This is a genomic window from Endozoicomonas sp. Z74 (assembly GCF_057680865.1).
This window is the reverse complement of record NZ_JBLYZI010000011.1, coordinates 39,947-64,985: the sequence shown is the minus strand read 5'-3', so window position 1 is coordinate 64,985 and position 25,039 is coordinate 39,947. Positions and strand designations below refer to the sequence as shown.

Annotated in this window: 18 protein-coding genes; 6 read left to right on the top strand and 12 right to left on the bottom strand. The window is 53.0% G+C overall.

Annotation, left to right across the window (positions count from 1 at the left end; translation table 11 throughout):
- Positions 1–4: 4 nt before the first annotated feature.
- Genes gspK through ACNRUY_RS05185 form a run of 4 tightly spaced genes read left to right on the top strand, consistent with a single transcriptional unit; the run spans position 5 to position 3,643 of the window.
- On the top strand, positions 5–1,045 hold the full coding sequence (gene gspK / locus ACNRUY_RS05200; protein WP_488110580.1) for a type II secretion system minor pseudopilin GspK: 1,041 nt from the start codon (positions 5–7) through the stop codon (positions 1,043–1,045).
- Positions 1,042–2,322, top strand: coding sequence for a type II secretion system protein GspL (gene gspL / locus ACNRUY_RS05195; RefSeq protein ID WP_488110579.1), 1,281 nt, complete (start codon positions 1,042–1,044; stop codon positions 2,320–2,322). The genes gspK and gspL overlap by 4 nt, the downstream gene beginning before the upstream one ends.
- Positions 2,319–2,849, top strand: a complete 531-nt coding sequence (locus ACNRUY_RS05190) for a type II secretion system protein M (RefSeq protein ID WP_488110578.1) — start codon at positions 2,319–2,321, stop codon at positions 2,847–2,849. The genes gspL and ACNRUY_RS05190 overlap by 4 nt, the downstream gene beginning before the upstream one ends.
- Positions 2,846–3,643, top strand: a complete 798-nt coding sequence (locus tag ACNRUY_RS05185) for a type II secretion system protein N (RefSeq protein WP_488110577.1) — start codon at positions 2,846–2,848, stop codon at positions 3,641–3,643. Before ACNRUY_RS05190 ends, ACNRUY_RS05185 begins: the two co-directional genes overlap by 4 nt.
- Before the next feature lie 14 nt (positions 3,644–3,657).
- On the opposite strand, the gene ACNRUY_RS05180 is transcribed toward ACNRUY_RS05185, so the two are convergent.
- From ACNRUY_RS05180 to ACNRUY_RS05125, 12 genes are all read right to left on the bottom strand, one after another.
- The gene (locus ACNRUY_RS05180) at positions 3,658–4,776 is read right to left on the bottom strand and encodes a hypothetical protein (protein ID WP_488110576.1); all 1,119 of its coding nucleotides are present in this window, start codon (positions 4,774–4,776) and stop codon (positions 3,658–3,660) included.
- A 540-nt stretch (positions 4,777–5,316) separates the two neighbouring features.
- On the bottom strand, positions 5,317–6,996 hold the full coding sequence (locus ACNRUY_RS05175; RefSeq protein ID WP_488110575.1) for a sulfatase family protein: 1,680 nt from the start codon (positions 6,994–6,996) through the stop codon (positions 5,317–5,319).
- A gap of 337 nt (positions 6,997–7,333) precedes the next feature.
- On the bottom strand, positions 7,334–8,722 hold the full coding sequence (locus ACNRUY_RS05170) for a hypothetical protein (protein WP_488110574.1): 1,389 nt from the start codon (positions 8,720–8,722) through the stop codon (positions 7,334–7,336).
- An 88-nt stretch (positions 8,723–8,810) separates the two neighbouring features.
- Complete coding sequence (locus tag ACNRUY_RS05165; protein WP_488110573.1) at positions 8,811–10,460, bottom strand: sulfatase family protein; 1,650 nt, start codon at positions 10,458–10,460, stop codon at positions 8,811–8,813.
- Positions 10,461–10,529: 69 nt separating this feature from the next.
- A complete protein-coding gene (locus ACNRUY_RS05160; RefSeq protein ID WP_488110572.1) occupies positions 10,530–12,695 on the bottom strand; it encodes a glycoside hydrolase family 3 N-terminal domain-containing protein in 2,166 nt (721 codons plus the stop codon).
- 42 nt (positions 12,696–12,737) lie between these two features.
- Positions 12,738–13,208 (bottom strand): hypothetical protein, encoded by a 471-nt coding sequence (locus tag ACNRUY_RS05155; RefSeq protein WP_488110571.1) that lies wholly within the window; start codon positions 13,206–13,208, stop codon positions 12,738–12,740.
- Entirely contained in the window at positions 13,208–14,056 is an 849-nt protein-coding gene (locus ACNRUY_RS05150; protein ID WP_488110570.1) for a carbohydrate ABC transporter permease, read from the bottom strand. Before ACNRUY_RS05150 ends, ACNRUY_RS05155 begins: the two co-directional genes overlap by 1 nt.
- Positions 14,056–14,934 carry a carbohydrate ABC transporter permease gene (locus ACNRUY_RS05145; RefSeq protein WP_488110569.1) on the bottom strand — a complete coding sequence of 293 codons (879 nt, stop codon included), beginning with the start codon at positions 14,932–14,934 and terminating at the stop codon, positions 14,056–14,058. The genes ACNRUY_RS05150 and ACNRUY_RS05145 overlap by 1 nt, the downstream gene beginning before the upstream one ends.
- Positions 14,935–15,001: 67 nt before the next feature.
- On the bottom strand, positions 15,002–16,261 hold the full coding sequence (locus ACNRUY_RS05140) for an extracellular solute-binding protein (RefSeq protein WP_488110568.1): 1,260 nt from the start codon (positions 16,259–16,261) through the stop codon (positions 15,002–15,004).
- A gap of 309 nt (positions 16,262–16,570) precedes the next feature.
- Positions 16,571–17,572 (bottom strand): LacI family DNA-binding transcriptional regulator, encoded by a 1,002-nt coding sequence (locus ACNRUY_RS05135; RefSeq protein WP_488110567.1) that lies wholly within the window; start codon positions 17,570–17,572, stop codon positions 16,571–16,573.
- Positions 17,573–17,906: 334 nt separating this feature from the next.
- Complete coding sequence (locus ACNRUY_RS05130; protein WP_488110566.1) at positions 17,907–21,299, bottom strand: GH36-type glycosyl hydrolase domain-containing protein; 3,393 nt, start codon at positions 21,297–21,299, stop codon at positions 17,907–17,909.
- A gap of 154 nt (positions 21,300–21,453) precedes the next feature.
- Positions 21,454–22,569, bottom strand: coding sequence for an ABC transporter ATP-binding protein (locus ACNRUY_RS05125; RefSeq protein WP_488110565.1), 1,116 nt, complete (start codon positions 22,567–22,569; stop codon positions 21,454–21,456).
- Between the two features lie 441 nt (positions 22,570–23,010).
- Between ACNRUY_RS05125 and ACNRUY_RS05120 the strand changes: the two genes are divergently transcribed.
- Together ACNRUY_RS05120 and ACNRUY_RS05115 are read left to right on the top strand one after the other, a co-directional pair.
- Positions 23,011–24,531, top strand: a complete 1,521-nt coding sequence (locus ACNRUY_RS05120) for a DUF4280 domain-containing protein (RefSeq protein ID WP_488110564.1) — start codon at positions 23,011–23,013, stop codon at positions 24,529–24,531.
- Positions 24,524–24,940, top strand: a complete 417-nt coding sequence (locus tag ACNRUY_RS05115) for a hypothetical protein (protein ID WP_488110563.1) — start codon at positions 24,524–24,526, stop codon at positions 24,938–24,940. Before ACNRUY_RS05120 ends, ACNRUY_RS05115 begins: the two co-directional genes overlap by 8 nt.
- Positions 24,941–25,039: the final 99 nt, after the last annotated feature.

Here is a 25,039-nt window from a genome sequence, read left to right as displayed (position 1 = left end):
AGCAGTGCCCGTGAATGCATTGTTTGATAAAGCGTGGCGAGTTGACAGAACTCTGTCGTCCCCGGCGGGGAAGCAAAGCGGTATCGCCCTGCTCAGTATTCTGTTGATCCTGACATTGATGACCCTGATGCTGGCAGAGTTTACCTTTGAATTCAGGAATCAGCTCCGGCGGACAACGGCCCGGCAGAATCTGGAACAGGCCCGCTGGTATGCGCTTTCTGCGGAGGAGCTGGCGATCAGGGGGCTGGCCCAGACCTTTGAAGACGACAAGGATTTGATCCATCTGGGGCAGTACTGGGCTACCAGTGGGCTGGTTTTTCCCGTGGAAAATGGCCAGATTGCCGGAGCGGTCAGGGATGCCCAGGGGTGTTTCAATCTTAACGCCCTGGCAAAGCAGGACCAGGCAGATGGTCAACTGCCAGGGGAATTGAAAGTATTCAGTCACCTGCTCAGTTTGCTTGAGGTGGATGATTACCAGGCGGAAACCATCGCCCGGGCAACCCGGGACTGGGTGTCTGATGAGGAGCCGGAGACCGGATCTGTCACCTACGGCGATGATTATTATCTGGCCCGGCCGGTACCCCACCTGGCAGGGCGGACCCAGATGCGGGATGTCAGTGAATGGCGGGCTGTTGCCGGTGTGTCTTCTGCTATTGCACGACATGTCATGCCTTATTTATGCGCCATTCCCGAGTCCGACCTGGCCATTAATGTTAATACGATTCCAGAGGACCAGCCAGAACTGCTGGCGGCGTTGTTTTATGGCGATGCCCAGGGGAATCTGCCTGTTGACCAGGCCCACAAGGTTCTGGAAGGGCGACCGTCTGATGGTTGGAGTACCATGGACAGTTTTCTGACGCAGCCGTTGCTGGCTAACTACAACAGCACGGATGCCAAAAAGTATATGATCATTAACAGTCACTATTTTGAATTGCAGGCTGAAGCGGGTTTTTCCGGTTCCGTCACCGGGTTGCGCAGTCTGCTCAGACGAGAGGGGGATGACAAGTTGAGTGTCATTCGCAGAAAACTGGGGGCCAGCTCATGAAGCCGGAATTGGTGGTAAGGCTGCCATCTGACCCCAGGGGGGCGGTTTACTGGTGGACCCCTCAGAAGGCCGGAGTCAGTGACCAGGAAAATGACCCGGTTGATAATCTCCGGGCGGTTGCGGAGGTGGCTGCAGGCCAGCCCTGCCTGGTATTGGTTCCCGGTGAGAGAGTCCGGTTTCACAGCCTCGAACTCCAGGGAAAGTTGACTCGTACTGTTGAAAAAACCCTGCCCTGGCGTCTGGAAGATGAGCTGGCTGAGGACGTGACGGATCTGCACTTTGCAGTGCTCGGGCAGTCTCCAGGCCTGGTTCATCTGGCCGTTGTCGCACGTTCCTGGATGAGTCTGTGGCAAAGCTGGTTGAGTGAGGCTGGTCTGGAAAGTCGGCAGTGGTTACCAGATAACCTGGCGCTTCCATGGAGTGAGGGGGAGTGTACCCTGTTAAACCTGGATGAGCAGGTTCTGATCAGGTCCGGCACCTGGGAAGCGGCTGTCTGTGACAGTGACTGGGCGGAACTTTATCTGGAAGGTCTTTTCAGAGAGAAGTTTGCTGGTGAGAAGAAAGCCCAGAGTGATCACTCATCCGCGAATTCAGTTTCTGATGAACCAGATGCTCCTGAGCAGGGGTTCAATCGCAGGGTTCTGAATGCGCGACCGGAGAGCCCTTTAGCGCCACTGGTAGAAGAAGCGAGAGACTCAAGCGTCAACCTGCTGCAGGGGGAGTGGCAGCCTCAGTCAGGCTACTCCAGAGTTTTCAGGCCCTGGAAAGCAGCGGCCGGGCTACTGGTGGCAACGCTGGCGGTAATGGCAGCCTCCAGTGTTATGGAGACCTCCCGATTGCAAGCCCGGGCGGATGCTGTTAACCAGGAAGCCAGAGCGATTTATCAGCAGTTATTTCCCGGGGAGCGGGTGGTTCGTCTGGAGTCCCAGCTCAATCAGAAACTGAGCCAGATGAAACCGGAAACATCGGAAGCCCGTTCCGGACTGCCTGCCCTGCTGGATGCCCTGGCTCCGGTATTTCTGAAAGAACCGATGCTGAAGCCGGGACAGCTGGACTATGACTACGACCGCCAGGAATTGAGGATGGTGGCCCAGTCAGCGGTATTTGAGTCCTTCAGCCGCTTCCGGGAAAGTGCCCAGGAAATGCTGGGCCCACAGATTTCGGTGACGGTTCAGTCCATTGAGCAGGATGACCGTTCACCTGTATCGAATCGGACGAACAGCCCGTCACAACCCATGGCAACAGGCACTCTGATTATCCGGTGGAATACCCCATGAGCCCATTTTCAGCAAGACTCTCTGAAACTCTGCAGCCGTTGTTTTCCTCCATAACATCCTGGTGGGCCGGCCTGTCCCGGAGAGAGCGTAGGATTGTTCTGGTGGCCGTGCCGGTTCTGTTGTTCTGGCTGGTCTGGCAATTGATTGTCATGCCTCTGGAGCATAACCGGCAGATGGCCGAGCAGCGGCTGGCCAGCCATCATGAGATGCTGGGCAGGGTCAAACATACAGCCAGTGAAATTGTCCAGCTTCAGGGGGCTGGTGCCAGGGTCGTGCCTTCTTCAACGGGGCCTTTGGACCAGCTGGTGAACCGGACCGCCAGACCCCATCAACTGAAAGTGACCGGGATGAAAAGTAATCAGGGACTGTTGCAGGTCAGCCTCGGGGATGCGCCTTTTGATCAGTTGCTGAAATGGGTCACCGAACTTGAGCAGAGCCACGGGGTAACACTGAAACAGCTTCGGGTGAAGAAGACCGGCAAGGCGGGCATTGTGCAAATAGACAGACTGGAGTTGATCCGGGAATGAAGATAAACAATGAGGCTCCCCGCAAGAAAAGCCTGAAGAAAGTGGTCGGGCTGGGGCTGCTGGGTCTGGTCTCCTGGGGAGGCTTTATGGTGGCCGGGCTGCCTGCCGCACTTGTCTATCAATATGCCCCGGTACCTGATTCGATATCCATGGCGGGTCTTTCAGGATCCCTCTGGAGAGGCAGGGCGGAGTCGGTTGTGGTGGATGGCATCAGCCTTCCTGGGGTTGAGTGGCAGATAGCTCCATGGGCGCTGGCAACAAAGACGGTGGTTGCCGATTTTTCTCTGGGCACACTGCAGGACCCCCTGTCTGCCAAGGGGCAGATTGAAGTCAGCGAGTCCGGGGTGCGGATTCAGGGCCTGAGTGCAGAGGCATCGGTACCCTGGGTGATGAAGCATTTCGGGGACTACCCGGCGGACCTGGTAGAGGTGACCGGAGTGGTGGGGCTTGAGTTGGACAGTGCAGAGTTCAGTCCCCGGGGTTGCAGTGCTGTGGATGGGGACCTGGCCCTTGAGCGCAGCTCTGTTTATAGTCCCTATGGGGAGCTTCCCCTGGGGAAAGCGGATGTGATACTGGATTGTGAGGATGGCTCTCTGGTGGCAGAAGTCCGGCAGTCATCACCGGCATTAACCAGTGAAGGGCGGTTTACCCTGAATGCCGGGCGCCGCTATCAGTTTATTGCGGAGCTGGACCCCGGTGAAGCTATGCCGGAAAAACTGCAGAAGGGCCTGCCGCTGGTGGCCAAAGCCGAGCCGGATGGTGGTTATTCCATTCGGTTTTCCGGGCGGTTATAGGCGTAAAAGGACGATCATAGTATTTTGTAAATCAGATAGCCCCCATAGCCAGCCACAGCCAGGACGCCGGCTATGACCATTCCGACAGTAGTCGTCAAAGCCTCGCCGTTGTTGGCCGACTCCTCGGTAGGCTCTGTGGGGCAGTCCTGGCATCTGCAAGATGCAGTCACATTGACGCCTTCAGGCGTGTTAAAATGCATAAAGTCGCCCTCCAGCATCATTTTATCACCGAGTACGTTGTCTTCATTATTCAGGAACTGGTCTTTGAGGTTATCAACAATAACCTGGCGTTGAACGATGACATCCGCCAGGCAGCCCTGAAAGTTTCCCTGGCTGAATAAGCCGGCCTTTGGGCAATAGGGGCAGATGCAATGCTCGTTATGACCTTCAAACTTGAAGATTTCTCCAGTGAGGTGTGAGGTGCTCCGGGATGTACTGGAGGCATTAAATGAATGTACAAACTGTTTGTAGGTGCTGCCAGAGTTTAAACCGTGCCCCCTTTTTAAAATATGCCCGCGCTGAAGGTCTCTCAAAGCTTCATTGGTGCCCGCATAGACAAGGACACGGCATGCGAAAAAGTCATATTTTGGGGGATCTTCATAGACAGCCACAGCGGCTCTGAGTTTTGAATAATATGTAAGCCCGAGGTATCCGGCAATAGCGATGGTGAACGGATATAGAGAACTGATATTGTTATAGTGTCTCAATACCCATTTTTTCCAGGTTTCAGGTTCCGGGGGGGGATCTTCAGCAGGGTCTTCCGGTGGTGTCCTTCTCTGGTTCTTTCTTGGGGAGGGCTGAGGTCCTCCTGTGTAGGGGGCAATAAGATCCTGAGCGTGTCTCAGGTCATTTATCATTCCGATATTTCTGTTAATAGGGAAGCCCCAGTTACCAGAGCCTGAGATGACGGAGAGACTGACTTCAGGCAGTTCATGCAGGGCCGTAAGCGACTCCTGAACTAATTCCTCATCTTGAAGATGTGCTTCTTCAGCTCTTTCTCTTTCATCCTCAAGAATATCGACAGTGATGGAGTGCCATAAGGAGATTTGCCTTTCTTCTTCAGAGGACACGGAGGGCTGTACTTCATTAAGCTCAATGGCTGTGTTTGTTTCTCTGGCAGCTCGCCTGAGCATCTGAACTTCGGCGCACTCAGAGGTATGTTCCAGAGGAGAGTTGAGAATCCTTGCCCTAACACGGGTTATATGATGATAAAAAGCAATGGGCCTTAATTGCGTCCTTAACCGCGTTGGGAGGTTATTGAAACCAGGTATGTAGTAAAAGGTGACTAGCCCGACTTGAGAAGTTTCCCCCTCTAAAACACAAATGATCATAGAATACTTTGTGCCTTTTATAGTATGTGAACTTTTGTCGTAATAGGTTTCCAGTTTGCACTTGACCTCAGTGACGACGGCTACTGCTTTGACGCTACACACTAATAGGAAGACAGAAAGAAAGGCTGTTTGCCAGAAAGCGCGAAACCGGGAATGGGGAAAAGGCATGGGAGAGTCAGCTGATGATGTCTGAATATTTCTCAAGCCTAGCTTTCTTGATGGATCGATCAATTGGTTGAGTTATTATTTTCATTCTATTGTTAGCTGTTGCGGGAATATAAAAACAGCTGAGGGCAAAGTGCCGTCAGCTGCTTTGGTTGGTTTTGAGTGAGTGAAAACCCATCAATAACCCAGTGCTTTTCTTTCCCTGCGGTTCATGTAGGGGTAAGGTGCCACAAAGTCACTCTCCGGTACTTCATAATCCGCCCGCAGCTTTTTCAGCTGAGCCATCATGGTCTTGCGGACTTCTTTGTACTCCGGATTGTCAAACACGTTGCTGACTTCGTTGGGGTCATTTTCCAGATCGTACAACTCGAAAGAGCCGGCACCGGTGTAGAAGTTGATCAGCTTGTAACGGTCACTTCTGATGCCATCATGACGGGGCACGTTGTGTCCGCCCTGCATGTAGTAGTGGTAGTAAACCGCGGGGCGGTTAGCCGTCCACTGGGCATCGGTCATCTTTCCAGTGAGCAGGTCCGTAAAGGAAATGCCCTGCATCTCTTTCGGTACATCAACCCCGGCCATGGTCAGGAAGCTGGGGGCAAAATCGATGTTCTGGATCATGGCCTGGGGCTTCTGATGGGGAGCAATCTTTGCGGGCCAGCGGATCACGAAAGGCATTTTCATCCCTTCTTCATACATGTAGCGCTTTTCTGCCCAGCCGTGTTCGCCAATGAAGAAGCTCTGGTCGGAGCTGTAAACAACAATGGTGTTTTCCGCCAGCTTGTTTTCATCCAGCCATTCCAGCAGGCGGCCAACATTTTCGTCCACAGTGGCGACAGAAGCCATGTAGTCACGCATGAAGCGCTGGTACATATAGCTGACCCGAGTCTTCTTGTCTTCAGGAGAGACATTGCCAAACTGACGCTTGAAAGGAGGAGACTGGATTTTCTTCCAGTAGTCCACGTTGATGTCATCGTACGCTTTATGGAAGGCATTGCGCTGCTCTTCCGTCATACGGTTCATCCATTCATTGTAAACCCGGCGGGCATTCTTGTTCATGCTGGCCAGCCACTCCTTACGGATTTTTGCCTTTTCAGGCGTATCCGGAGCAGGAGGGAACGCATTGATGCCGACGTCGTTCATGCCATAGATCTGCATCCAGGCGTTGGCGGCGTGCTCTCCCCGGGTGCTGTAGTCATCATGCAGAGTGGCCGGTTCCGGGAATACATGATCCATAAATTTGGTCATGTTCCGGGCCGGGGGGCGACGTGGAGTATGGGGTGCCTTGAACTGCACCATCAGGGAGAATGGCTTGCTTTTATCCCGGTCTCCTTCCAGCCAGCTGATGGCTCTGTCGGTGATAACATCGGTGGAGTAACCCTGTACCCGGTACTTTTTCCCTTTGTGGTCGATAAATTCGGGGTTGTAATAAGTACCCTGGCGGCCATGACCGGATAATACCGTGGAGTACCCAAACTCTGTGGTTGGGGCAGGGTTCATGTGCCATTTACCGATCAGGGCTGTGTCATAACCGGATTTGGCCAGCAGTCGGGGGAAGATGGTCTGGTTACCATTCCAGCGGGATGTATTGTCAATGACTCCATTGAGGTGGGTGTGCTTGCCCGTCAGAACCGTGGCACGGCTTGGCTGACAGATGGAGTTACCCACAAAGGTGTTTTCAAAAATAGCCCCCTCATTGGCGATCCGGTCAATATTCGGGGTGTTGATAAAAGTATCGTCGTAGGCGCTGATGGCCCGGGTGGAATGGTCATCACTGAAGATGAACAGAATGTTGGGTTGTTCCGGTGCAACAGGAGCGGCGGATGCTGCCTGCACCATCAGGGATGCTGCCGTCAGCATGACCCCTGCGCTTTTTGTCAAACGGGATGGTTTAAAGTTCATTACTTTACCGAGGAATTATAACAATAAAAACCGGCCTCATGACGATTCAATGGAATCGATCACCATGGCATGAAACAGTGAGGCGGCAAATGTCAGAGGAGATGAAAAAGGGAATACCCTCTGAATTAACAGCCCCATTATCCAATAACTGTCTGTACAATTTATAGATCTGGATCACCTTCTGAATAAAAAGGCTTGAGTCCTCCTTTTTCTATATAAATCAGGTGGTTTTATTTACCTGACATCTATCGTTTATTTCCCGGTTTGGGAAAGCCTGGGTTTCAGTAGAATACTTTTATTTTGCCATGGGCTTTTCTTTGGCTGTGGACATGGCGTTCTGATAAACCGGTTTGTCTGGATTGAAATAATCATTAAACGAGTTAAAGAAACCCATGCCCAGGTTTTCAGGAAGAGCCGCCAGACCAAATAACATGGTGGAGTAATCCACCGCTTGAATATTGTTGGCGCGCCACTGTGGATTGCTAGCACTGTATCGCCAGAGAATGGTGCTGCCGTCCTTCAGTTGATAGTGGGCGCGTTTGCGCGGGTCCCGGTACATGGCCAGAAGATCATCCCGTGCCCGGTCCAGGTGGGGGAGAAAACCGGAAACAATATGGGGAGAAACGGTCTTCTCTTTGTTCTTGTCCTCGCCCGGCAGGGAAATCCGGTCGACACAGTAGCCGGTGGCACAGGCACCGGCACCGCTGCCCCATTCGTACTCCCGACGATCCTGGATGGACTGGTTCTGCCACCATGAAAAGTCTGCTCTGGCCGCATTTGTGGAGGCTTGCTGATACTCAGGAGAGTTTGAGTAAGCATGCACCAGATAGTTATTAAACTGGAAATTGAACATGGAGATAAAGCGGTTAGGGCTCTCTCCCAGCAGGGGAATGTCCTGGTAGCGTGTCACGGATGTATAGTGAGTGCTTTCATACCAGATTTTCCAGAAACGCAGGGCATCATCCCCGGCACCAGGCCCGAAGTCGATGGTTTGCTGGCGGGCAATATCGGCGACGATCATATACTCATTGAACGCCTTGGTCCGGTACTGTTTCATGCTGCCATCTTTATAGGAGGCCAGGTGAATCTGACCTTTGCGGTAATCGGCGATGAAAGGTCTTAAATCGGTGGTTCGATAAAGCTCATCCGCCAGTGCGGCAATGGTCGTATTGTTGTGGAAGTAGCGCTTGGCAAACAGAGCTCCGCTGAGCATGATGGCGCTGTCAATGGGGCTCCAGTCATCTCCCATGGCCTGGCCGGTGTTGACATTGTAAAAATGGATATAGGTATTCCGGGCGTTGCGGGGAACAGAGAAGGAAGGATCACGTCCGGTGAGAACCTTCAGGCTCTGGATAATCAACTTTTCCGCCTCGGGCTCCCAGCCATTGATATGGCCAATGGTCAGGGCAATCAGCCCCATCCCGGAGTTGGCAATCGAACCTACCTCGGACTCCCCTTCGAACGTATAAAGATCGTTATAGGTACCGTTGTCATTACGGATCATTTGCCAGTAGGTGTAACTGTTGCGGTAGAGTTTCTGGATAATTTCCGCGTCACTCTCGGGCTTGACAGAAGACCCGGCGATAACTGCCTGGCTGGAGAGCAGACAGAATAAACCCAGAACCACTGAGTGTTTGAAACCTGTGACCCTGCGTTTCAAGTTGGATAGAAACTGTAATTGCATGTTGCTGTTCCGGCCTGCAAAAAGCGTTGCCGCGCCATAAGGCGGGGCAACGCTGGTTTATAGAGCGGATACCGGGGTATCTGCTGTTTTATTTAAAGCTGTGAGGAAACAGCTCTTTCAGGGTGGGGGCCCGCTTACGTTCCAGGTCAGCGTCCAGCCACTCAGCCATCGGGGGTACCTCGTACTCTTCCTCAAGCTTTTTGATTTCCTTCCTGAGGCGAGCCACTTCACTGGCGTATTTTGGATCATTGATTGCGTTGTTCATCTCCGACGGGTCCTTTTCCAGGTCGTAGAATTCCCACTCATCCATCTTGTAGTAGAAATGCATCAGCTTGTAGCGTTGGTCACGCACGCCGTAATGGCGGCTGACATCGTGCATGGCCGGGTATTCGTAGTAGTGGTAGTACAGAGATGAACGCCAGTTTTCAGCGTTTTCCGTGCCTGCCAGAAGGTTGACCATGGACCTGCCCTGCATGGCCCCAGGCACCTTGACCCCAGCATACTCCAGGAAGGTTGGGGCATAGTCGATGTTCTGGACCAGCTCATTGACCACGGTTCCCGGTTTGATCTTTGCGGGATACTGCATCAGCAGGGGAGTGCGGAATGACTCTTCGTACATAAACCGCTTGTCGAACCAGCCATGCTCACCCATGTAGAAACCCTGGTCTGAGGTATAAACGACAATGGTATTTTCTGTCAGGTTATGCTTTTCCAGGTAGTCGAGCACTTCGCCCACGGACTCGTCCACAGAACGGATGGTGGCCAGATAGTCCTGCATATAACGCTGGTATTTCCAGATGGCCATTTCCTTTTCAGACCACTTTGACTCGTTGGCATTCATGTAGTCATTGCGTGCCTGGTAAGCCTGATCCCACTCTTTCCGCTGCTCAGGGGTAAGGCGGGCCAGCAGGTGCGGCCAGATATCTTCCCGCCACTGGGTTTCACCTACACCAGTGGTCATTTTCAGGTCATGGCCTTCCTGGGCATCGCGATAGATGTTCATGGTCTGCATTTTGGCAGCCACACGACCTTCGTAATCATCAAAGTAGTTTTCGGGAACCGGGAACTCGACATTCTCGAAAATCCGGGTATGGCGAGGGGCGGGCATCCAGTTCCGGTGGGGGGCCTTGTGGTGCATGACCAGGGCAAAGGGCTTTGACTTGTCACGCTGCTGGTCAATCCATTTGATGCTTTTGTCGGTGATCATGTCCGTGGTGTAACCCATTTCCATTTTCACACCGTCTTTGGTGATCCAGTCCGGATTGTAGTACTCCCCCTGGTCGTTAAGGATTTCCCAGTGGTCAAACTTGAACCCTTCCGGGGTCAGATTGATGTGCCACTTGCCAATCAGGGCGGTGGTGTAGCCACTGTCGTGCAGAAGGTTGGGCCAGTTGTCCTGGGTACCGTCAAACAGCTGACCGTTCCAGTTAAAGCCGTTTTTATGGCCGAACTTGCCGGTCAGCATTGCTGCACGGGAGGGGCCGCACAGGGAGTTGGTGACAAAGGAGCTGGCGAAACGGACACCGTTCTCGGCAAGCCGGTCGATGTTGGGCGTGGGGGCCAGTTTGGCCAGATCCCCTCCGTAGGCGCTCACTGCCCGCTGGGCATGGTCATCGGACATGATGTAGATAATGTTCGGACGCTGGACCGGCGGGGTCTGTGCCGGTTGCACATCAGCGGCACTTACCGCCTGGGACAGTGCGCCTGCTACCATGAGTGAAACTACCTTCTTTTTCATTGAAGCGTTCTGGCTGTTTTTAATCGATGACAGTCAGCCGGTGTCTTTTTTGAACCACCGGCACCGGATTTAAAGGCTCAGCTCAAAGGCATCCATCAGTTCAGCCCTTGAGTCACCTCCCACATAGACTTCCAACCGGCCTGAAGACAGGGTGAACCGCTTTTCCTGGCCGTAATAGGCCAGTTTTTCCGGTGTCAGGGTCAGGGTGACCTCCCGGCTTTCCCCCGGCTCAAGGGTGACGTTCCGGAAGTCCTTGAGTTCCCTGCAGGGACGGGTGGTGCTGGCCAGTGTCTGCCGGATGTAACACTGAACGACTTCGGTCGCCTTAATGGGGCCTTCATTGGTCAGTGTGACGGTTGCTTCCAGAGTCTCCCCTTCACTCAGCGCTCTCTGGGAAAGGCGCAGATTCCGATAACTGAATTCACTGTAGGTCAGGCCAAACCCGAAGGGGTAGAGAGGCTCAGCGCTCAGGTCTTTGTAGGGCTGGTAGTCCTGGAAGTCCCGCATCTTGCCAATGGGCTTGCGGCCGTAATAAATGGGGACCTGTCCGGTTGCCCGGGGCACCGTCATGGGTAGACGGCCAGAGGGTGATACGTCGCCAAACAGAACGCGGGCCACGGCGTGGCCGGTTTCAGTGCCGGACTGCCAGGCAAACAGAAGCGCGTCGGCGTATTGTTCTGCAGCTGGAGAGGGGATTGGACGACCGGTGCATTGGATGACAACCAGGGGCTTGCCGGTCTCGCCAATGGCCCTGATCAGCTCTTCCTGTCCAGCGGGAAGGGCCAGTTCAGAAATGTTCCGGGCTTCACCGGTTCTGCGGTGGCTTTCACCGACACAGAGCACCACAACATCGGCCCGATGGGCACACTCCACCATTTCATCACTGAAGGCAGCTGTTTCGGTCAGCACTTCAAGATCCGGTGCTGCAGAGAGGATTCCGTCGTAAATACTGGTGACGTCTTCTGTTTTGCCATCCAGGCACCAGGAGCCAAGGTGCTGTCGTCTGGAATGAGCGTGAGGACCGATAACCGCCACTTTCAGCTGATGTTTGGTCAGAGGCAGTACCTGATGTCTGTTTTTCAGCAGGACCAGACTCTGTTCTGCCAGATTCAGGGCCTGGGCTACATGGTCCTCTCTTCTCAGAACCTGCTGATGCCGGTGTTCATCAACGTAGGGTGTTTCAAACAGGCCGGTCTGGAACTTGGCTCTGAGTACACGACAGACGGCATCATTCAGCCTTTCCAGGTGGATGGCACCCTGTTCAAGCAGTGTTTCCAGGTGATCTTCATAGGCCTCATTGGTCATGGCCATGTCTACCCCGGCATCCAGGGCTCTGGCCGCGGCACCGGCGGCATCGGCGGTGACACCGAAGTAGGCCAGGTCGGAGATGGATCCCCAGTCACTGATGACCATGCCATCAAAGCCCTGTTGTTCTTTCAGCCAGCCCTGTATCAGAGCTTTGCTGCCGGAGACCGGCTCTCCCCCCAGGTCATTAAAGCCGGACATGACGGTGCCAACACCGGCTTCCAGTGCCGCTTTAAACGGTGGGAGGTAGACGTTATGCAGGCTGTTGTCGGTGATTTCAGTGGTGTCATAATCGCGCCCGCCCTCAGCAGCCCCGTAACCCACAAAGTGCTTGGCACAGGCCAGCAGGGAGTCCGGGTTGGCCGGGCTCTCTCCCTGGAAACCCCGGACCACGGCTTTAGCCAGTTCACTGCTCAGGAAAGGATCTTCGCCGCTGCTCTCAATCACACGGCCCCAGCGGGGGTCGCGGACAATATCCAGCATGGGGGCGAAGGTCCAATGAATGCCCAGGGAGGCCGCTTCCCGGGCAATGCCGGTGTATGCCTGCTCTACCAGCTCAGGGTTCCAGGAGGCAGCCTGGGCCAGGGGAATAGGGAGAACCGTCTGCTGACCGTAGATCACATCTCGTGCAACAATCAGGGGAATGCCCAGACGGCTCTGCTCAACTGCAACCCGCTGTATTTCGTTCAACTGCGCCGGGTCCACGGTGATGCCTGGAGCATTCCCGGCCCAGGCTGTATCAGCGAGGATTCTGGATCCCCAGCGACCCTCACGAACCCCTTCAAGGTAAGCCTCTTTCTGCTCTTCATAGTTGAGCATGGGCGTCTGGCAGAGCTGTCCGACTTTTTCCTGCAGGGTCATGCGGGACAGCAGGTCCTGAATACGCTCTTCCACGGGGAGAGCGGGGTTCCGGTAAGGGTGGTTCATCATGTTCAATCCAGGCAATACGGCAGTTAACGTTGGATCCGGGTATTAATACTCAAAGTCAGGGAACGCTTCCTGAAGAAACTCATTCATTTCCCAGCCCATGGCCTGGTTGCCCAGCAGTTGAGCGCGTTTGAGCAGCTCCAGGGCAGCCTCAGGGACATAGCGACGATCCAGCTGGACATAAAGGTCGATGAATTGCAGCAGTTCGTCATCCGAAAGCTCTGGCAGCACCAGCTTGGCCTGCTCTATGGCTTTCTGGTAAAAGCCCGGACGGGGACCAGGCACGCTGGACTCCCAGGTTTCAATGACCTGCTGGAAGCCCCCCAGGTAAGGTTCATCCAGGCGCAGCTCCAGTTTGTTCATGCCCTTCAGGGCGATCACCCGGTTGCCTTTTTCCATCTGCTCCACAGCGAAGTCGAAATAGGCACTGGACTGGCGATAAGCGTTGATCCAGGCGGCGCAATAGGTCACCACAAGAAAGACCAGGATCAGCGACAGTTTTTTTCCCAGGCTCATTACTTCACTCCTACGCCGGTAAATGCCTTGATGAAGTTCTTCTGAAGGAAGAAGAAGACAAACACCACCGGTACGGCAATCATGGTGGTCATTGCCCAGAGCTGCTCCAGCTTGCCACCGGGTACATCGGACTGGAATTTATAAAGGGCCATTTGCAGCGTCAGCATGGAGTCATCACGGATATACAGCAGTGGCCCCATAAAATCGTTCCAGGCTCCCATGAAGGTCAGGATGCCCACCGTGGCCAGTGCAGGCCGCAGCATGGGCAGCACCACTTTGAAGAAGATCCTGAATTCACCGGCACCGTCAATCCGGGCGGCTTCCAGATAGGCGTTGTCTATCTGTTTCATAAACTGGACCAGCAGGAAAATGTTGTAAGCACTGATGCAGCCGGGAATGATCAAAACCCGGTAGGTGTTTATCCAGTCCCACTCATACATCATCATGTACACCGGAATGGTGAACAGGATGGCCGGGATCATCATGGAAGAGAGAATCAGCTTCAGCCAGAATTCACGACCAGGCATGTTGGTCTTGACGATGGCGTAGGCGACCATGGATGAGAACAGGCAGTTCAGCACGGTAATGGAGGTGGCAATGAAAATCGTGTTCAGGAAGATCCGGACAAGATTGACACTCTTGAACACCTCAATATAACCCTGGAAAGACCAGTCCGTAGGCAGTGCATTTGGAGTGTGCATGATCTCGGCACCCGTCTTGAACGAGTTGATGATCATGAAGAAAAACGGGTACAGCACCACGAAGCTGGCGAGGATCAATGACCCGTAGATCAGCCATTGCTGCCTGGTGGGCATCTGTCTTTTCATCAGACGGTCCATAAAAGTCATTAGTGATCCCCCTTGCTGGTGAGCTTCAGCTGCATCATGGTCAGGGTGTAAATAATCAGGGCCAGCAGCAGGCCAATGGTGGAAGCCTCACCCATCTTCATCTGTTCGAAACCGGTCTGGTAAAGGTACAGCACGGGGGTCAGGGCTGAGTTGTAAGGGCCACCCTGCAGGTCAAAGTTCATGAACACTTCCACAAACATCTGCAGGCCATTGATGATGTTGATGGTCAGGACAAAGACGATCTGGGGCTTGATCATGGGCAGGGTAATTTTTGTCGCCTTGCGCCACCAGGTAGCGCCGTCCAGGTCAGCGGCTTCGTACAGGGACTTGTTGATACTGGCGATGCCGCCCAGGAAGATGATCATCTGGACACCAAACCACTTCCAGGAGCTGAATACGGCAATGACCGGCATGGGGAGCCACTGTTCAAATTTCCAGAACACGGGCTCAGCCAGCATCCCGGCACTCACCATGGAGTCCTGAATCGGGCCGGTGGGGGCTGCCAGAAAGTCAAAGATGATCATGGCAACGGTAATAGAGGTGATGACCGGAATAAACAGGATGGTGCGGAACACGCTGGCCATGAACTTCACTTCGTTCAACATCAATGCCGCCGTCAGGGCAATGACGAAGCTGAGTGCCACAAAAATGACCTGGTTAAACAGGACGTTGAACAGAGAGAGCCAGAACTTGAAGTCGGCGACAATTTTGATCCAGTTGCCAAAACCTACAAACCGGGTGTTTTCCGGGTTCAGAACATTCACATCGAGAAAACTGTTCTGGAACGACAGAAAAAACGGGTACAGCAGAAACACCAGGAAAAACAGAACCCAGGGCGATAAAAACAGATAGGCAATCCAGTTCTCTTTGAATTTCATAACTTACAGCCTGTGAAAAGGTTTGAATTCGTTCATTTCAATATTGGGTGATGGTCAGGGCCTGAGGTCAGCCTTTTTTCAACAGCTTCCGGGCTTCCTGACCGGCCTTTTTCACCGCCTCTTCAGGTTCAAGCTCTCCTTTAAGTACGACACGGGAGTAATATTTCAAAATGATGCTGGCGACATCCGAGATATTGACAAAGGACTCACTCATCACGGTATTGCGCAGCTGGTCCATGAACGGCTTGGTGTCCGGGCTCTGGAAATAGGGGTTGTCCTGCAGGGTCATCAGGGTCGGCAGCTGCTGAAGGGTTTTGGTTGCCTGCAGGTTGATGTCGTCTTCCATCAGCAGCTCAATCAGTTGCCAGCTGTGCTTTTCCTGTTTTCTGGTACCCTTGAAGACCATCAGTGCCCGTCCGTCAAGGGTCGACATATGAGGTGCACCGGGTCGGCTGACCGGGATGGGAGCCACACCCACATCCTTGCCAATGACCATTGGGCCGCCTGCGGCATCCTGGAGGTTGGCTTTCCAGCCAAAACCGTACTGCAGCCACATGCCAATACTGCGGGAGAAAAAGTTCTGCTCCATGGCTAAGGGGGCATATTTCTGTGCCTGGCTCATGACCGAGAAAAACTCAACCATGCCCGCCTCTTTCTGGTCAAAGACCGGGTGGGTGCCATAGCGGTTCAGCAGCTGATACTGCCCTTCATTAAAGTTGTAATAGATCTGGGCCAGCAGGTTCCAGTACCAGCCTCCGGTGGAGAGTGCATCGTTCCAGAGTACGGTGCCATACACTGTGTTGCCGTTGGCCCTTGGGGGAAGCTGGTTGATTTTTCGGGCAGCCACCAGGAATTCGTCCCAGGTGGCGGGGGGACGCTCCGGATCAAGACCCGCTTCTACAAACAGTTTTTTGTTGTAGATCATCATCTGGGTGGTCAGGTGCCAGGGAATGTAATAATTCCGCCCGAAGTTCTCAGTCACGAACTGAGGGTCTACCCGGTTCTTGAGGGTTTCAAAACCGGGAAACTGGTTCAGGTAGGAGAGCTTGCCAAGCTTGGCGTAGCGGGCAACCTGAAACCCAAAGACTCCGGCATACACATTGGGGGAGTCACCGGCAGCCATCCGGGTTTCCAGGTTGCCGTCATTGGTAACAATCAGTTCTATGTCTGGGTGACGTTTTTCATATTCCGGTTTTATGACATCGGTAACGAAGGTCATGTAGTCCCCGGAAGGCACCATGAACTCAATTTTTTCTCTGGCCTGTGCCCTGTCAATGGGCACAAGGGATGTGAATGCTATTAAGGCAAGTGCAAACCATTTATACATCTTATTAACCTTGAAGAAACAGGGCATATAAAAATTTTTTGACAGGCACAGGCAACGGTCTTCCAGATTGAAGCGCCTGCGCAATCCCTTACAATAAAAGGTGCTGTCCGGTTTAAATCGGGTGAAAGGGTGAGTCAGAGGAGTAATGATTCCTACCCGCTCTTTTAAACTCATTACAACTATTCACCCCAATTATTCAGCTAAAGGGCTGAGTATTCAGCGGATCCATGGCCTGCTTTAAGAAGCGTTGACCATGAATCTTTATTTTTAAAAAACTTTTATATGGCCTGTTGCCAATTAAATGACCGTTTAAAGGGTCTCTCTTTTCACCAGTGTTGTAGGAATCATTTTCAGACCTTCAATCTTCTGTCTTTCTGCGTCGTCTTTTGCCTGAATCGCATTAAACAGAGTTTCGGCAGCCATAGCCCCCATTTCCAGCTTATGGTGTGAAACGGTGGTCAGGGCCGGTACGGTTAACTCGGATTCACGGATGTCATCAAAGCCAACCAGTTTCATATCACCCGGTATGGTGACTCCGTGCTCACGGGCCGCCCGGTTAATGCCGAGAGCCATTTCGTCGTTTCCGGAGAAGATGGCTTTGGGAAGGGTACCTTTGGCCAGCATTTCTTTCATCTGACGGTAAGCGGTTTCTTCAGTAAAGTCGGACTGGATAATAAAGTCCCGGTTAAACTCAACGTTGAAAAAACCGAGAGCGGCGATGTAACCTTCAAGACGCTTCTGGTTGTCGTAGGAGTCCTGAGGACCACTGAAGTAATAGACTTCACGGCATCCCTGGCTGATCAGTTCCTTGGTAGCTGCAAATGCCCCACCGAAGTTATCGATCAGGATGCTGTAGATGTTGTCGGCCTGAATCTCACGGTCCAGCACCACCAGAGGAAGATCTTTGGAGGCAACAGAAGTGAGAACTTTGTCGTCGAAAGAGTTGGTCAGGATGATGGCGCCGTCAACCATCCGGTCGCGCAGGTACTTATAAGCCGTGGAGTTCTCTTCACCATAAAGACTGCAGGCCAGCAGGTCGTAACCCATCTGGTGAACCGTTCTTTCAATGCCTCTGGCGATTTCACTGTAGATCGGGCCAAACCAGGAGTTGAAGAAAAGGCCGATGGCGCGGGTCTTTTTCTGCTTGAGCAGCTTGGCATTGCCGTTGGCCACATAGTTGAGCTTTTTGGCAACCTTCAGCACGCGCTGGCGGGTTTCTTCGCTGATCCGTTCGTTACCGTTGATGGCATAGGAAACCGTCGATATGGAAACCTTTGCCTCTCTGGCGACATCTTTAATAGTGGCTTTCACCGCAATGCTCCTTGGTTTGCGGACTGTCTTCGAACTGTCTTGACGACATAGTTTTGCGGAAAATAGTCTCTGCGCAAAAAAAAACAGTGGCGTACAAGCCTGGGATGTACCTGGTAACCTCTGTTCATTCAGGGGGTTTTCGGTGTTCTCCGGGGCTTGTACGTGTAGCTCGGTTAAATTGTAGAAACGATTCTACCAGCAAGTTTCCCTCCTGACATCAATAATTTAATGCCAGGGAAGTGTGAGAGGTACGTGTTTTCCGATGTTTCTGCGGCTCGCAGGTCTGTCAGAAAAGCACGTAGCCCCTCATTGGGTTTTCAGCAGGTCATACTGATTACAGTCTGATTTCGAGAGTGTTGCCAGCGTCTTTCAACAGCTTGTTCAGCACCACTTTGTCAATCAGCATACCGCCGCTGCGGTATGGGTTAGGCTGCTCAACCATGGCCAGTTCACTGCCATTCAGGGTGACCCTTTTGGGGGTGTGCTCTCCCTGATCCGGATGAATGACCAGCTTGCAGGGTTTGTCATACAGCTGGAAGTCCAGGGTGACCTTGCCCAGATCTCTTGCGATGACCGGGTCCAGGAGCAGGGATTCCTGCTGATAGCGAATACCCAGAACACTGCTGATCAGCTGGTTGATGTAAATGCCAGGACCACTGGAATAGATTCTCCAGCCACCTTTCACCTTGACGTCACCGGACTTCAGCTTGTCAAAGTTGTTATAGGCTTCATAGCGGTCGTTAAACTTGCCGTCTGAGCTTGAGAAGTAAGCATTGGACTGGCGCAGTTCAGCATTTGGTACCGCTCCCTCAATTCCCACTGGAATGATTTTATAGAGGTTGTCGTATACCTCTTTGGCCTTACCCATTTTGCAGAGCGCTTCAATAAACCGGATGTGGGCGTGGCAGTATTGCAGGCCCACTTCACGACCCAGGTTGGCAGCCAGCTCGGCACGCTTGAAGTAGCTCTGTTTGCCCGCCTTGTATTCTGCCATCCGGTCCATCAGGCGAACGCCGTCCGGGTGAACCAGGTGCTCGTTAATGATTCCCATGTGGCGATCGGCCATCTCCGGGTCAAAGGTCTCGGAGATAATGGAGCGGGAAGCCGGAAGCAGGCGGTACTTGATGCCGGTTTTCTGGTCAGATGGGTGCAGCAGGTATTCCACCTGGTCGGTTTTGCCTTCATCAAAGTGAATGAAGCCGGCAATGACACCGTCCTTGATCAGGTATTTGTGATAATCCTGCTCCATACGCTCCGTAAGACTGATAATGCCGTCTACGAAACGGGCGTATTGTTCGTGACCTGCCAGGGCTTTGCTGATGGTCTTGAACGCCTGCAGTGTCAGCGGAATGGTCCAGCCACTGACCATGTTTTCACGCAGAGCCTGGTTGGCAGGCTGCAGGGTGTCGTCCCAGTCCCCATCGCCGTAGCTGGAGAGGGAGGTTCCGGGCACCAGGTTGTCAATGATGTGTTTGACCTGTCTTTCCACATGGGCGAACAGGCTGACTTTTTCATCGGTGAAGGCAAAGCCCTGCTCAATGCTGGTGTAGGGCAGCTCTTTGTCCAGAATGGCCAGGTCGCCAGTGGCGGTGAGATAGTCGGCCAGTGCCTTCAGGGGCCATACGACAACATCGCCGTGGGCTTCTTCCTGCTGAATACGGGCATACTGGTCAAACATGAACCACTGTGGCCAGGTTCCGGTTTCCATGTGCTGGTGGCTGTAAATGGTTTCCAGCAGGTCGGCAACTCGATCATAGCGCTGCATGGACAGGAAGAATTCAAAGGGTCCCTGGGAGACATCACGGGTGCCCCAGGCGGCGCCGGAATACTGCTCAAGGCCATGGGGTGTGCTGTAATGAACCAGTGCGTTGTGGGTGAACCACTGCATGGTGTCGTTCAGCTTGTCGGCATTGTAGCTGTCGTTTTCAAATTGGATGTTGAAGTGGTTGATCAGTCGGTTCTGGGCTTCCTGGTAGGCACGGGTTTCTGTTTCAAAATCCAGGTGCTCAACAGGGCTCTGATCCTTGTCGCTCAGGCTGCCGGCAATGGTAAGACTGGCTGTGCTGCTGATCTGGCCACTGATCAGCAGGAAGCGGGCAGAGTCTTTATCATCATGAATGACGGATACATCCGACAGGGTGTCATCGGTCATCAGGGTGTAACTGAGTTCAGGGTGAGTCTCTGCAATCAGCGGGTTGTAGCCGGAAATGTGGATATGGCGACCTTCCTGACGGACAGTGACGGCATTTTCATTCTCATTGTTGCCCATGATCAGCTGGTTGGTGACCATGACGTCCAGTGGTGTATCAAAGCCGGATACTTCAATATCCATTTGAATGGCAGAGCTGGCCAGGGCGCTGAAGCTGCGAACCTGGATATAGCCGCCATTGTACTTGTAGATCCACAGGGAGTGGTTGGCGCCATTTTCATAGGCGGAAGCCATGGTGAGCAGTCGATATTGCCCATCCTCTTTTACCCAGAGACGCTGGCCGCTGGACTTGAACAGGTTCAGGGAGCTTCTTTCTACACCCATCAGTTTGTTAAAGGAGGTGTTGCCCAGTACCACATGGGAGTTGAACACACCGTACATGCAGTGGGTGGAGCTCATCACCGGATTCATGAAATTCTGGTTGTTGCCAGAAGAGATCATATGACCGGTAGAGCGCTCCAGCAGGTGCTCTTTTGCCTGAAGGGTGACATAGCGACTGTCTTTATGGAAGAAAGACAGCAGTTCGCCATTTTCCTCTTCGGCAAAGCGTCGTTCACTGCCAAAGAAGTGGCGGATTTCTTCTTCGCTCAGGGGCGTTCCCACAACTACGGAAGGAGCGGCCAGACAGCTTTGGGCAAAGTCGGACAGGTCGATTGCCTGGGCGCTCTCATCGGTAATGGAGGCTTCCGGGGCCTGGTAATGTTTTTTAATGTCTGCAACCGGCAGGGCTTCGGAGACATTGACAGAAGGCATATCCGGCTGGAAATGGAGATAGAAGACAGTCTGTGTCTTTTCTCCAGCGGTCAGGGTGATGTCTTCGCTCTGCAGGGCGATATAGGCAATTTCAAACTGATAGCGGGTGTCGTCCAGAGCTGGCTTTGACAGGGCTTCAGGCTGATTGGTGAACTTATAGTCCTTGCCGAAAAATTGCATGCCATCCGTCGCAAAATGCGCAACCGGTGAGAAAGAGCCCAGCTGCACCCAGGGGTTGCCAGTGCTTTGTGGCAGGTTCTGGCGTGAGCAGACGGTATATCCAGCGCTCTCTACGGAGAACACCTGGTGATCAATGTACTGGCTGCAATAAGCTTCATTGGATTTGACCGCCCCTTCATCGGCCAGAGCAATGTCCTGGCCGTAGATGAGGTCCATGGTCAGCTCGTCAGTTCCGGTGTTTTCGACATCAGTGGTCAAAAACAGGGTGCTGCTGTCAGAGGCCACTGTGGCAGTGACGGTAGCGCGGAAAGCATCCGTTTCTGTTTTCCAGACAATCTGTCCGGAGGTGGTGCGGAAGGTTTCAATCCGGGGGTTAAGATACATCAGCGGGGTGGCGCTGATGTTTCCATCCTGCTTCACCCTCAGGTAGATGTTGGACAGGGCCTGTTCCAGCTCGGGGGTTTCGTACTGACCCACCATTACGTTGCCGGATTTAATGGATCGCAGCACGTTGTACTGGTTGAACTCCAGGGCCAGCTGGCCATTGGAGAGCATGTGGGTCTGGTTGGAAATTGCAAAATTCATTGAAACTAAATCATCTCCGGCTGGATTTTGACTGGTTTCGAGCGATGCCCTTCTGGGTGGTGTGCTCAAAAGTTCAGTGTTTCTAACTGGTGTTAAACCCGGGTATGGGCAGCCAGCTGCGCCTTGCAGGCTCTGGCTGTCCGGCTGGTATTTCTCAGGGCAGGGAAATGTTTTCCCCGGTGTCTTTGTCAAACAGGTGGCATTTGCTCATTCGGAACCGGATGGATTCCTGGCCCGCCTGCTTCAGGTTGTGCTCTGTGCTGACCAGCTTGCAGATAATTTGCTTGCCCTGAAGGTCAAAGTAGACATAAGACTCGGAACCCATTTCCTCTATGCCCGAAATGCTGGCAGTGATGCTGTCTTCAGCATCAGGGTCATGGAGTACAACGTGCTCAGGACGCAGTCCCATATAAACGGACTTGCCCTCATGGGAGCGGACCCGTTCCTGTTTGTCTTCCGGCAGCAGAAAACGCTGGCCAAATGCTTCCACCATAAGGTTGTCTTCATGGCGAACCAGTTGGGCCTCGAACATGTTCATGGAAGGGGAGCCAATGAATTCAGCAACGAACTTGTTTTTGGGGCGATGGTAAACATTCATCGGAGTGTCCACCTGCATGACGGTACCCTTATTGAGTATGCAAACCCTGTCGCCCATGGTCATGGCTTCCACCTGGTCATGGGTTACATAGACCATGGTGGCCGGACGGCCGGACTCTTTCAGCTGCTGGTGCAGCCGGCTGATGCGCATGCGCATGGATACACGCAGCTTGGCATCCAGGTTGGAGAGGGGTTCGTCAAACAGAAAGACTTCAGGCTTGCGCACCATGGCCCGGCCAAGGGCGATGCGCTGGCACTGTCCACCGGACATCTGGCCGGGTTTGCGGTCCAGAAGTTCAGTGATTTCCAGCAGCTCTGCCGCCTCTTTCACCCGTTTTTCAATTTCAGCTTTCGGTTTTCTGGCGGTTTCCAGCCCGAAAGCCAGGTTCTGCCGGGCGGTCATATGAGGGTAAAGGGCATAGTTCTGGAAAACCATGGCGATGCCTCGATCCTTGGGGGGGATGTTGTTGCAGCGCTTTTCCCCGATGATCAGATCGCCACTGGTAACGCTTTCAAGGCCCGCCATCATCCGCAGAGTGGTTGACTTGGCGCAGCCGGAAGGACCCACCAGCACCATGAATTCGCCATCCTGGATGTCAAGGCACACATCATGGACCGCATGAAAACCGTTGCTGTATACCTTGTTGATATTGTGAAGCTTGACCCGGGCCATTGAAGTGTTCCCTGATGTTGCTGGGTTTGGAAACGGGCTTTGAACAGAAGCTCGTACCGTGTTGTAGAAACGTTTCGGCATCATATTGAGGCAGGGTCACCCTGTCAACGCTCAACCCGGTTCGAAAAATTGATCCAGGTCGGTACTTTGACCGTTTTCCGGGAAAATGGCGGTGGCAGAGGAGGAATGAAAAATGTATTTCATGAACGGAACCTGAGCGTTATCGAAATATCAGTCAACGATTTCCATAACCCGGTTTTGCATGGCAAGGGAGTGTCAGAGTTTTTCAAGATAGCAGGACTGCTACCAGAAAACTGCCCGGGTTGTGACTCAGGTCATCCCAACCGGACCTTTGGCTCTACCTCCACTCCTGCAATGCTTATACAGTACAGACCAAGCAATTCCTGCTGCTTTTCTCTGTCTGACACATAGGGACTTACTGTGAAAGTTGTCACCCATGGCGCAAAACTGACCTGTAATTGCGGTTCTTCACCTTCCAGCCTGAGCATAGCCAGTGCCACCGGCCGTGTGGAAAGCTCACTGATGGCCACCGTCGATGATTCATCCGCTGGCGGCAATGTCAAACCCTTCGGTGCCTGTTCAAGAAAAGACAATAAGCCCTGCAGTCCCAGTCTTTCCGGAAAATGGCGGGGCTGCGCCAACAGTGTGGTTCTGAACGGGTCAAAACTGCTCACGGCCGATGGAACCTTGAAATGCAATGTGGGTGGCAAGATCACCATTGCCCAGCCCGGGCAGTCAAGTACCAATGCCGGGATGGGATCAAGCGTGGCCAGGTCGTCCACTCTGTCCCCCATGCAATCCAGGGCTCAGGACATTGATGACGTTTATGTCATTATGCCGGAAGCGGATACGCTGCTGTCGGATCTGGCAGGCCAGTGTTATGGCACCAGTGATCCCGGTGTGCTCCAGCACCTCCAGTCCGTTAACCGGCATCTGCAGGGTGGCATGGTCAGAACCTGCCAGCCGGTGGTGCTCTCGCCCTGGACCAAGCCCGGCTTTACAGCCAGAGAACAGGAGGCGGCCTCTGCTGCTGCCGGGGTCAACCGTGTCTATCAGGAGCTGGGGCCGGAACAGATAGCTGCCTTCCAGAGCAACCATGATGCGGTGACCAATATCACCATGGCTGCCCAGGAAGCTGAGGATGTGTGTTATGTCTGCAACCTGGCCGACAGCAACAGTCCGGCACAGTCCACCGTTGCCTGGACCGGTGGGGTGATTACCGGCCTGGGGTCCCAGGCGAACAGCATCCGTGACTCATTGCAGAATATTCAGAACGGAGCCAGAAACCTGTATACGACACTGGGGACTACTCCAAAAAGTCAGTGGCCGTCTACACCGGCCATGAAACAGTTCCGGTCACTCCAGAACCAGCAGCTTGGCCATATTAAAAATGCCCTGGATGCAATACCGAATACCCCAAGCCCCCTGAGAGCCAGCGGCCAGACGTCACTGAAAAACTATCTGGGCCTGAAAAATCGTTACATCTACAAATGGCACAGAACCGGGTCGTTTGATATGCCGAAACAGTGGGGCGATGTCTATACCAATGCCTTCAAGTTCAGCAAGGGCTTTGACAGGGCTGGGAAGACCCTGTTTGTTCTGAGCGCGATCCCCAAGGCAGATGAAACTGTGGATGCCTGGCGTGATGAGCGGGTTTCACGGGAGCAGGCCAGCCGGTTAACGGTAAATAATACAGTTTCTTTAGGCTTTAGTTATGGTTTGGGTACAGTCACAGGCAAGATGCTGAGTCGAATGATTGTCGCCCAGGGCATCAGAATGGGATTTGTGGCTCTGACAGGGCCCGCAGGCTGGGCTGTAGGAGCCCTGTTGCTGGGGGTATCAACCTTGTATAACAGTAATATTAGTGAAGCATTTGGGGACAGGGCGGAGTGGTTGACCTTTGACCTGGTGGATTCAGTAAAAGAGTTCTTTGATGAATAGTGAAGAAACAATATACATCATTAAACTGATTTTAATGATTGCTTTTATCACTCCTTCTCTGATAGGCATGCTTATGTGGGTGCCTGCATTTATTCCGTTATGGTTCAAAAAAAAACAGATCAAGGACATCTACTTTCGCAATGCCCGTCCGTTTGAAATCGGGGCTTCCTGGTGTATTCCTGGCCAGTGGGCTCTTGGGCCTGCAACGGATATAGTGTTTCGCTCCTGGTGGGGAACAGCTGAAGACCGTGTTGTTCATCAGAAAGTCTATGAGGCCTTTGTGAAAGAGCTGGGTATTGGCTGGACCCGGCTGCTTTATATGCAAGGCCTTGGCTTTCGCATGATGTTTGTTGGGGGGATTTATACAGGTATCTGCTTGCTGTTTGGAATTGACCCTACTCCTAATTGATACAAGGCTACTAATTTTCGTCATTCGAATAATGATCTGGAAATAACCATAGAAGCATGGCGTGACAGAATTGAGTCTCTGTTTTTTTGGAGAGCAATA

What these genes read in the sequence shown, in the direction of transcription:
- gspL (WP_488110579.1), top strand. Translation starts at nt 1,042, where the DNA reads ATGAAGCCGGAATTGGTGGTAAGGCTGCCATCTGACCCCAGGGGGGCG.
- ACNRUY_RS05190 (WP_488110578.1), top strand. Translation starts at nt 2,319, where the DNA reads ATGAGCCCATTTTCAGCAAGACTCTCTGAAACTCTGCAGCCGTTGTTT.
- ACNRUY_RS05185 (WP_488110577.1), top strand. Translation starts at nt 2,846, where the DNA reads ATGAAGATAAACAATGAGGCTCCCCGCAAGAAAAGCCTGAAGAAAGTG.
- ACNRUY_RS05180 (WP_488110576.1), bottom strand. Translation starts at nt 4,776, where the DNA reads ATGCTCAGGCGAGCTGCCAGAGAAACAAACACAGCCATTGAGCTTAAT.
- ACNRUY_RS05175 (WP_488110575.1), bottom strand. Translation starts at nt 6,996, where the DNA reads ATGCTGACGGCAGCATCCCTGATGGTGCAGGCAGCATCCGCCGCTCCT.
- ACNRUY_RS05170 (WP_488110574.1), bottom strand. Translation starts at nt 8,722, where the DNA reads ATGCAATTACAGTTTCTATCCAACTTGAAACGCAGGGTCACAGGTTTC.
- ACNRUY_RS05165 (WP_488110573.1), bottom strand. Translation starts at nt 10,460, where the DNA reads ATGAAAAAGAAGGTAGTTTCACTCATGGTAGCAGGCGCACTGTCCCAG.
- ACNRUY_RS05160 (WP_488110572.1), bottom strand. Translation starts at nt 12,695, where the DNA reads ATGATGAACCACCCTTACCGGAACCCCGCTCTCCCCGTGGAAGAGCGT.
- ACNRUY_RS05155 (WP_488110571.1), bottom strand. Translation starts at nt 13,208, where the DNA reads ATGAGCCTGGGAAAAAAACTGTCGCTGATCCTGGTCTTTCTTGTGGTG.
- ACNRUY_RS05150 (WP_488110570.1), bottom strand. Translation starts at nt 14,056, where the DNA reads ATGACTTTTATGGACCGTCTGATGAAAAGACAGATGCCCACCAGGCAG.
- ACNRUY_RS05145 (WP_488110569.1), bottom strand. Translation starts at nt 14,934, where the DNA reads ATGAAATTCAAAGAGAACTGGATTGCCTATCTGTTTTTATCGCCCTGG.
- ACNRUY_RS05140 (WP_488110568.1), bottom strand. Translation starts at nt 16,261, where the DNA reads ATGTATAAATGGTTTGCACTTGCCTTAATAGCATTCACATCCCTTGTG.
- ACNRUY_RS05130 (WP_488110566.1), bottom strand. Translation starts at nt 21,299, where the DNA reads ATGAATTTTGCAATTTCCAACCAGACCCACATGCTCTCCAATGGCCAG.
- ACNRUY_RS05125 (WP_488110565.1), bottom strand. Translation starts at nt 22,569, where the DNA reads ATGGCCCGGGTCAAGCTTCACAATATCAACAAGGTATACAGCAACGGT.
- ACNRUY_RS05115 (WP_488110563.1), top strand. Translation starts at nt 24,524, where the DNA reads ATGAATAGTGAAGAAACAATATACATCATTAAACTGATTTTAATGATT.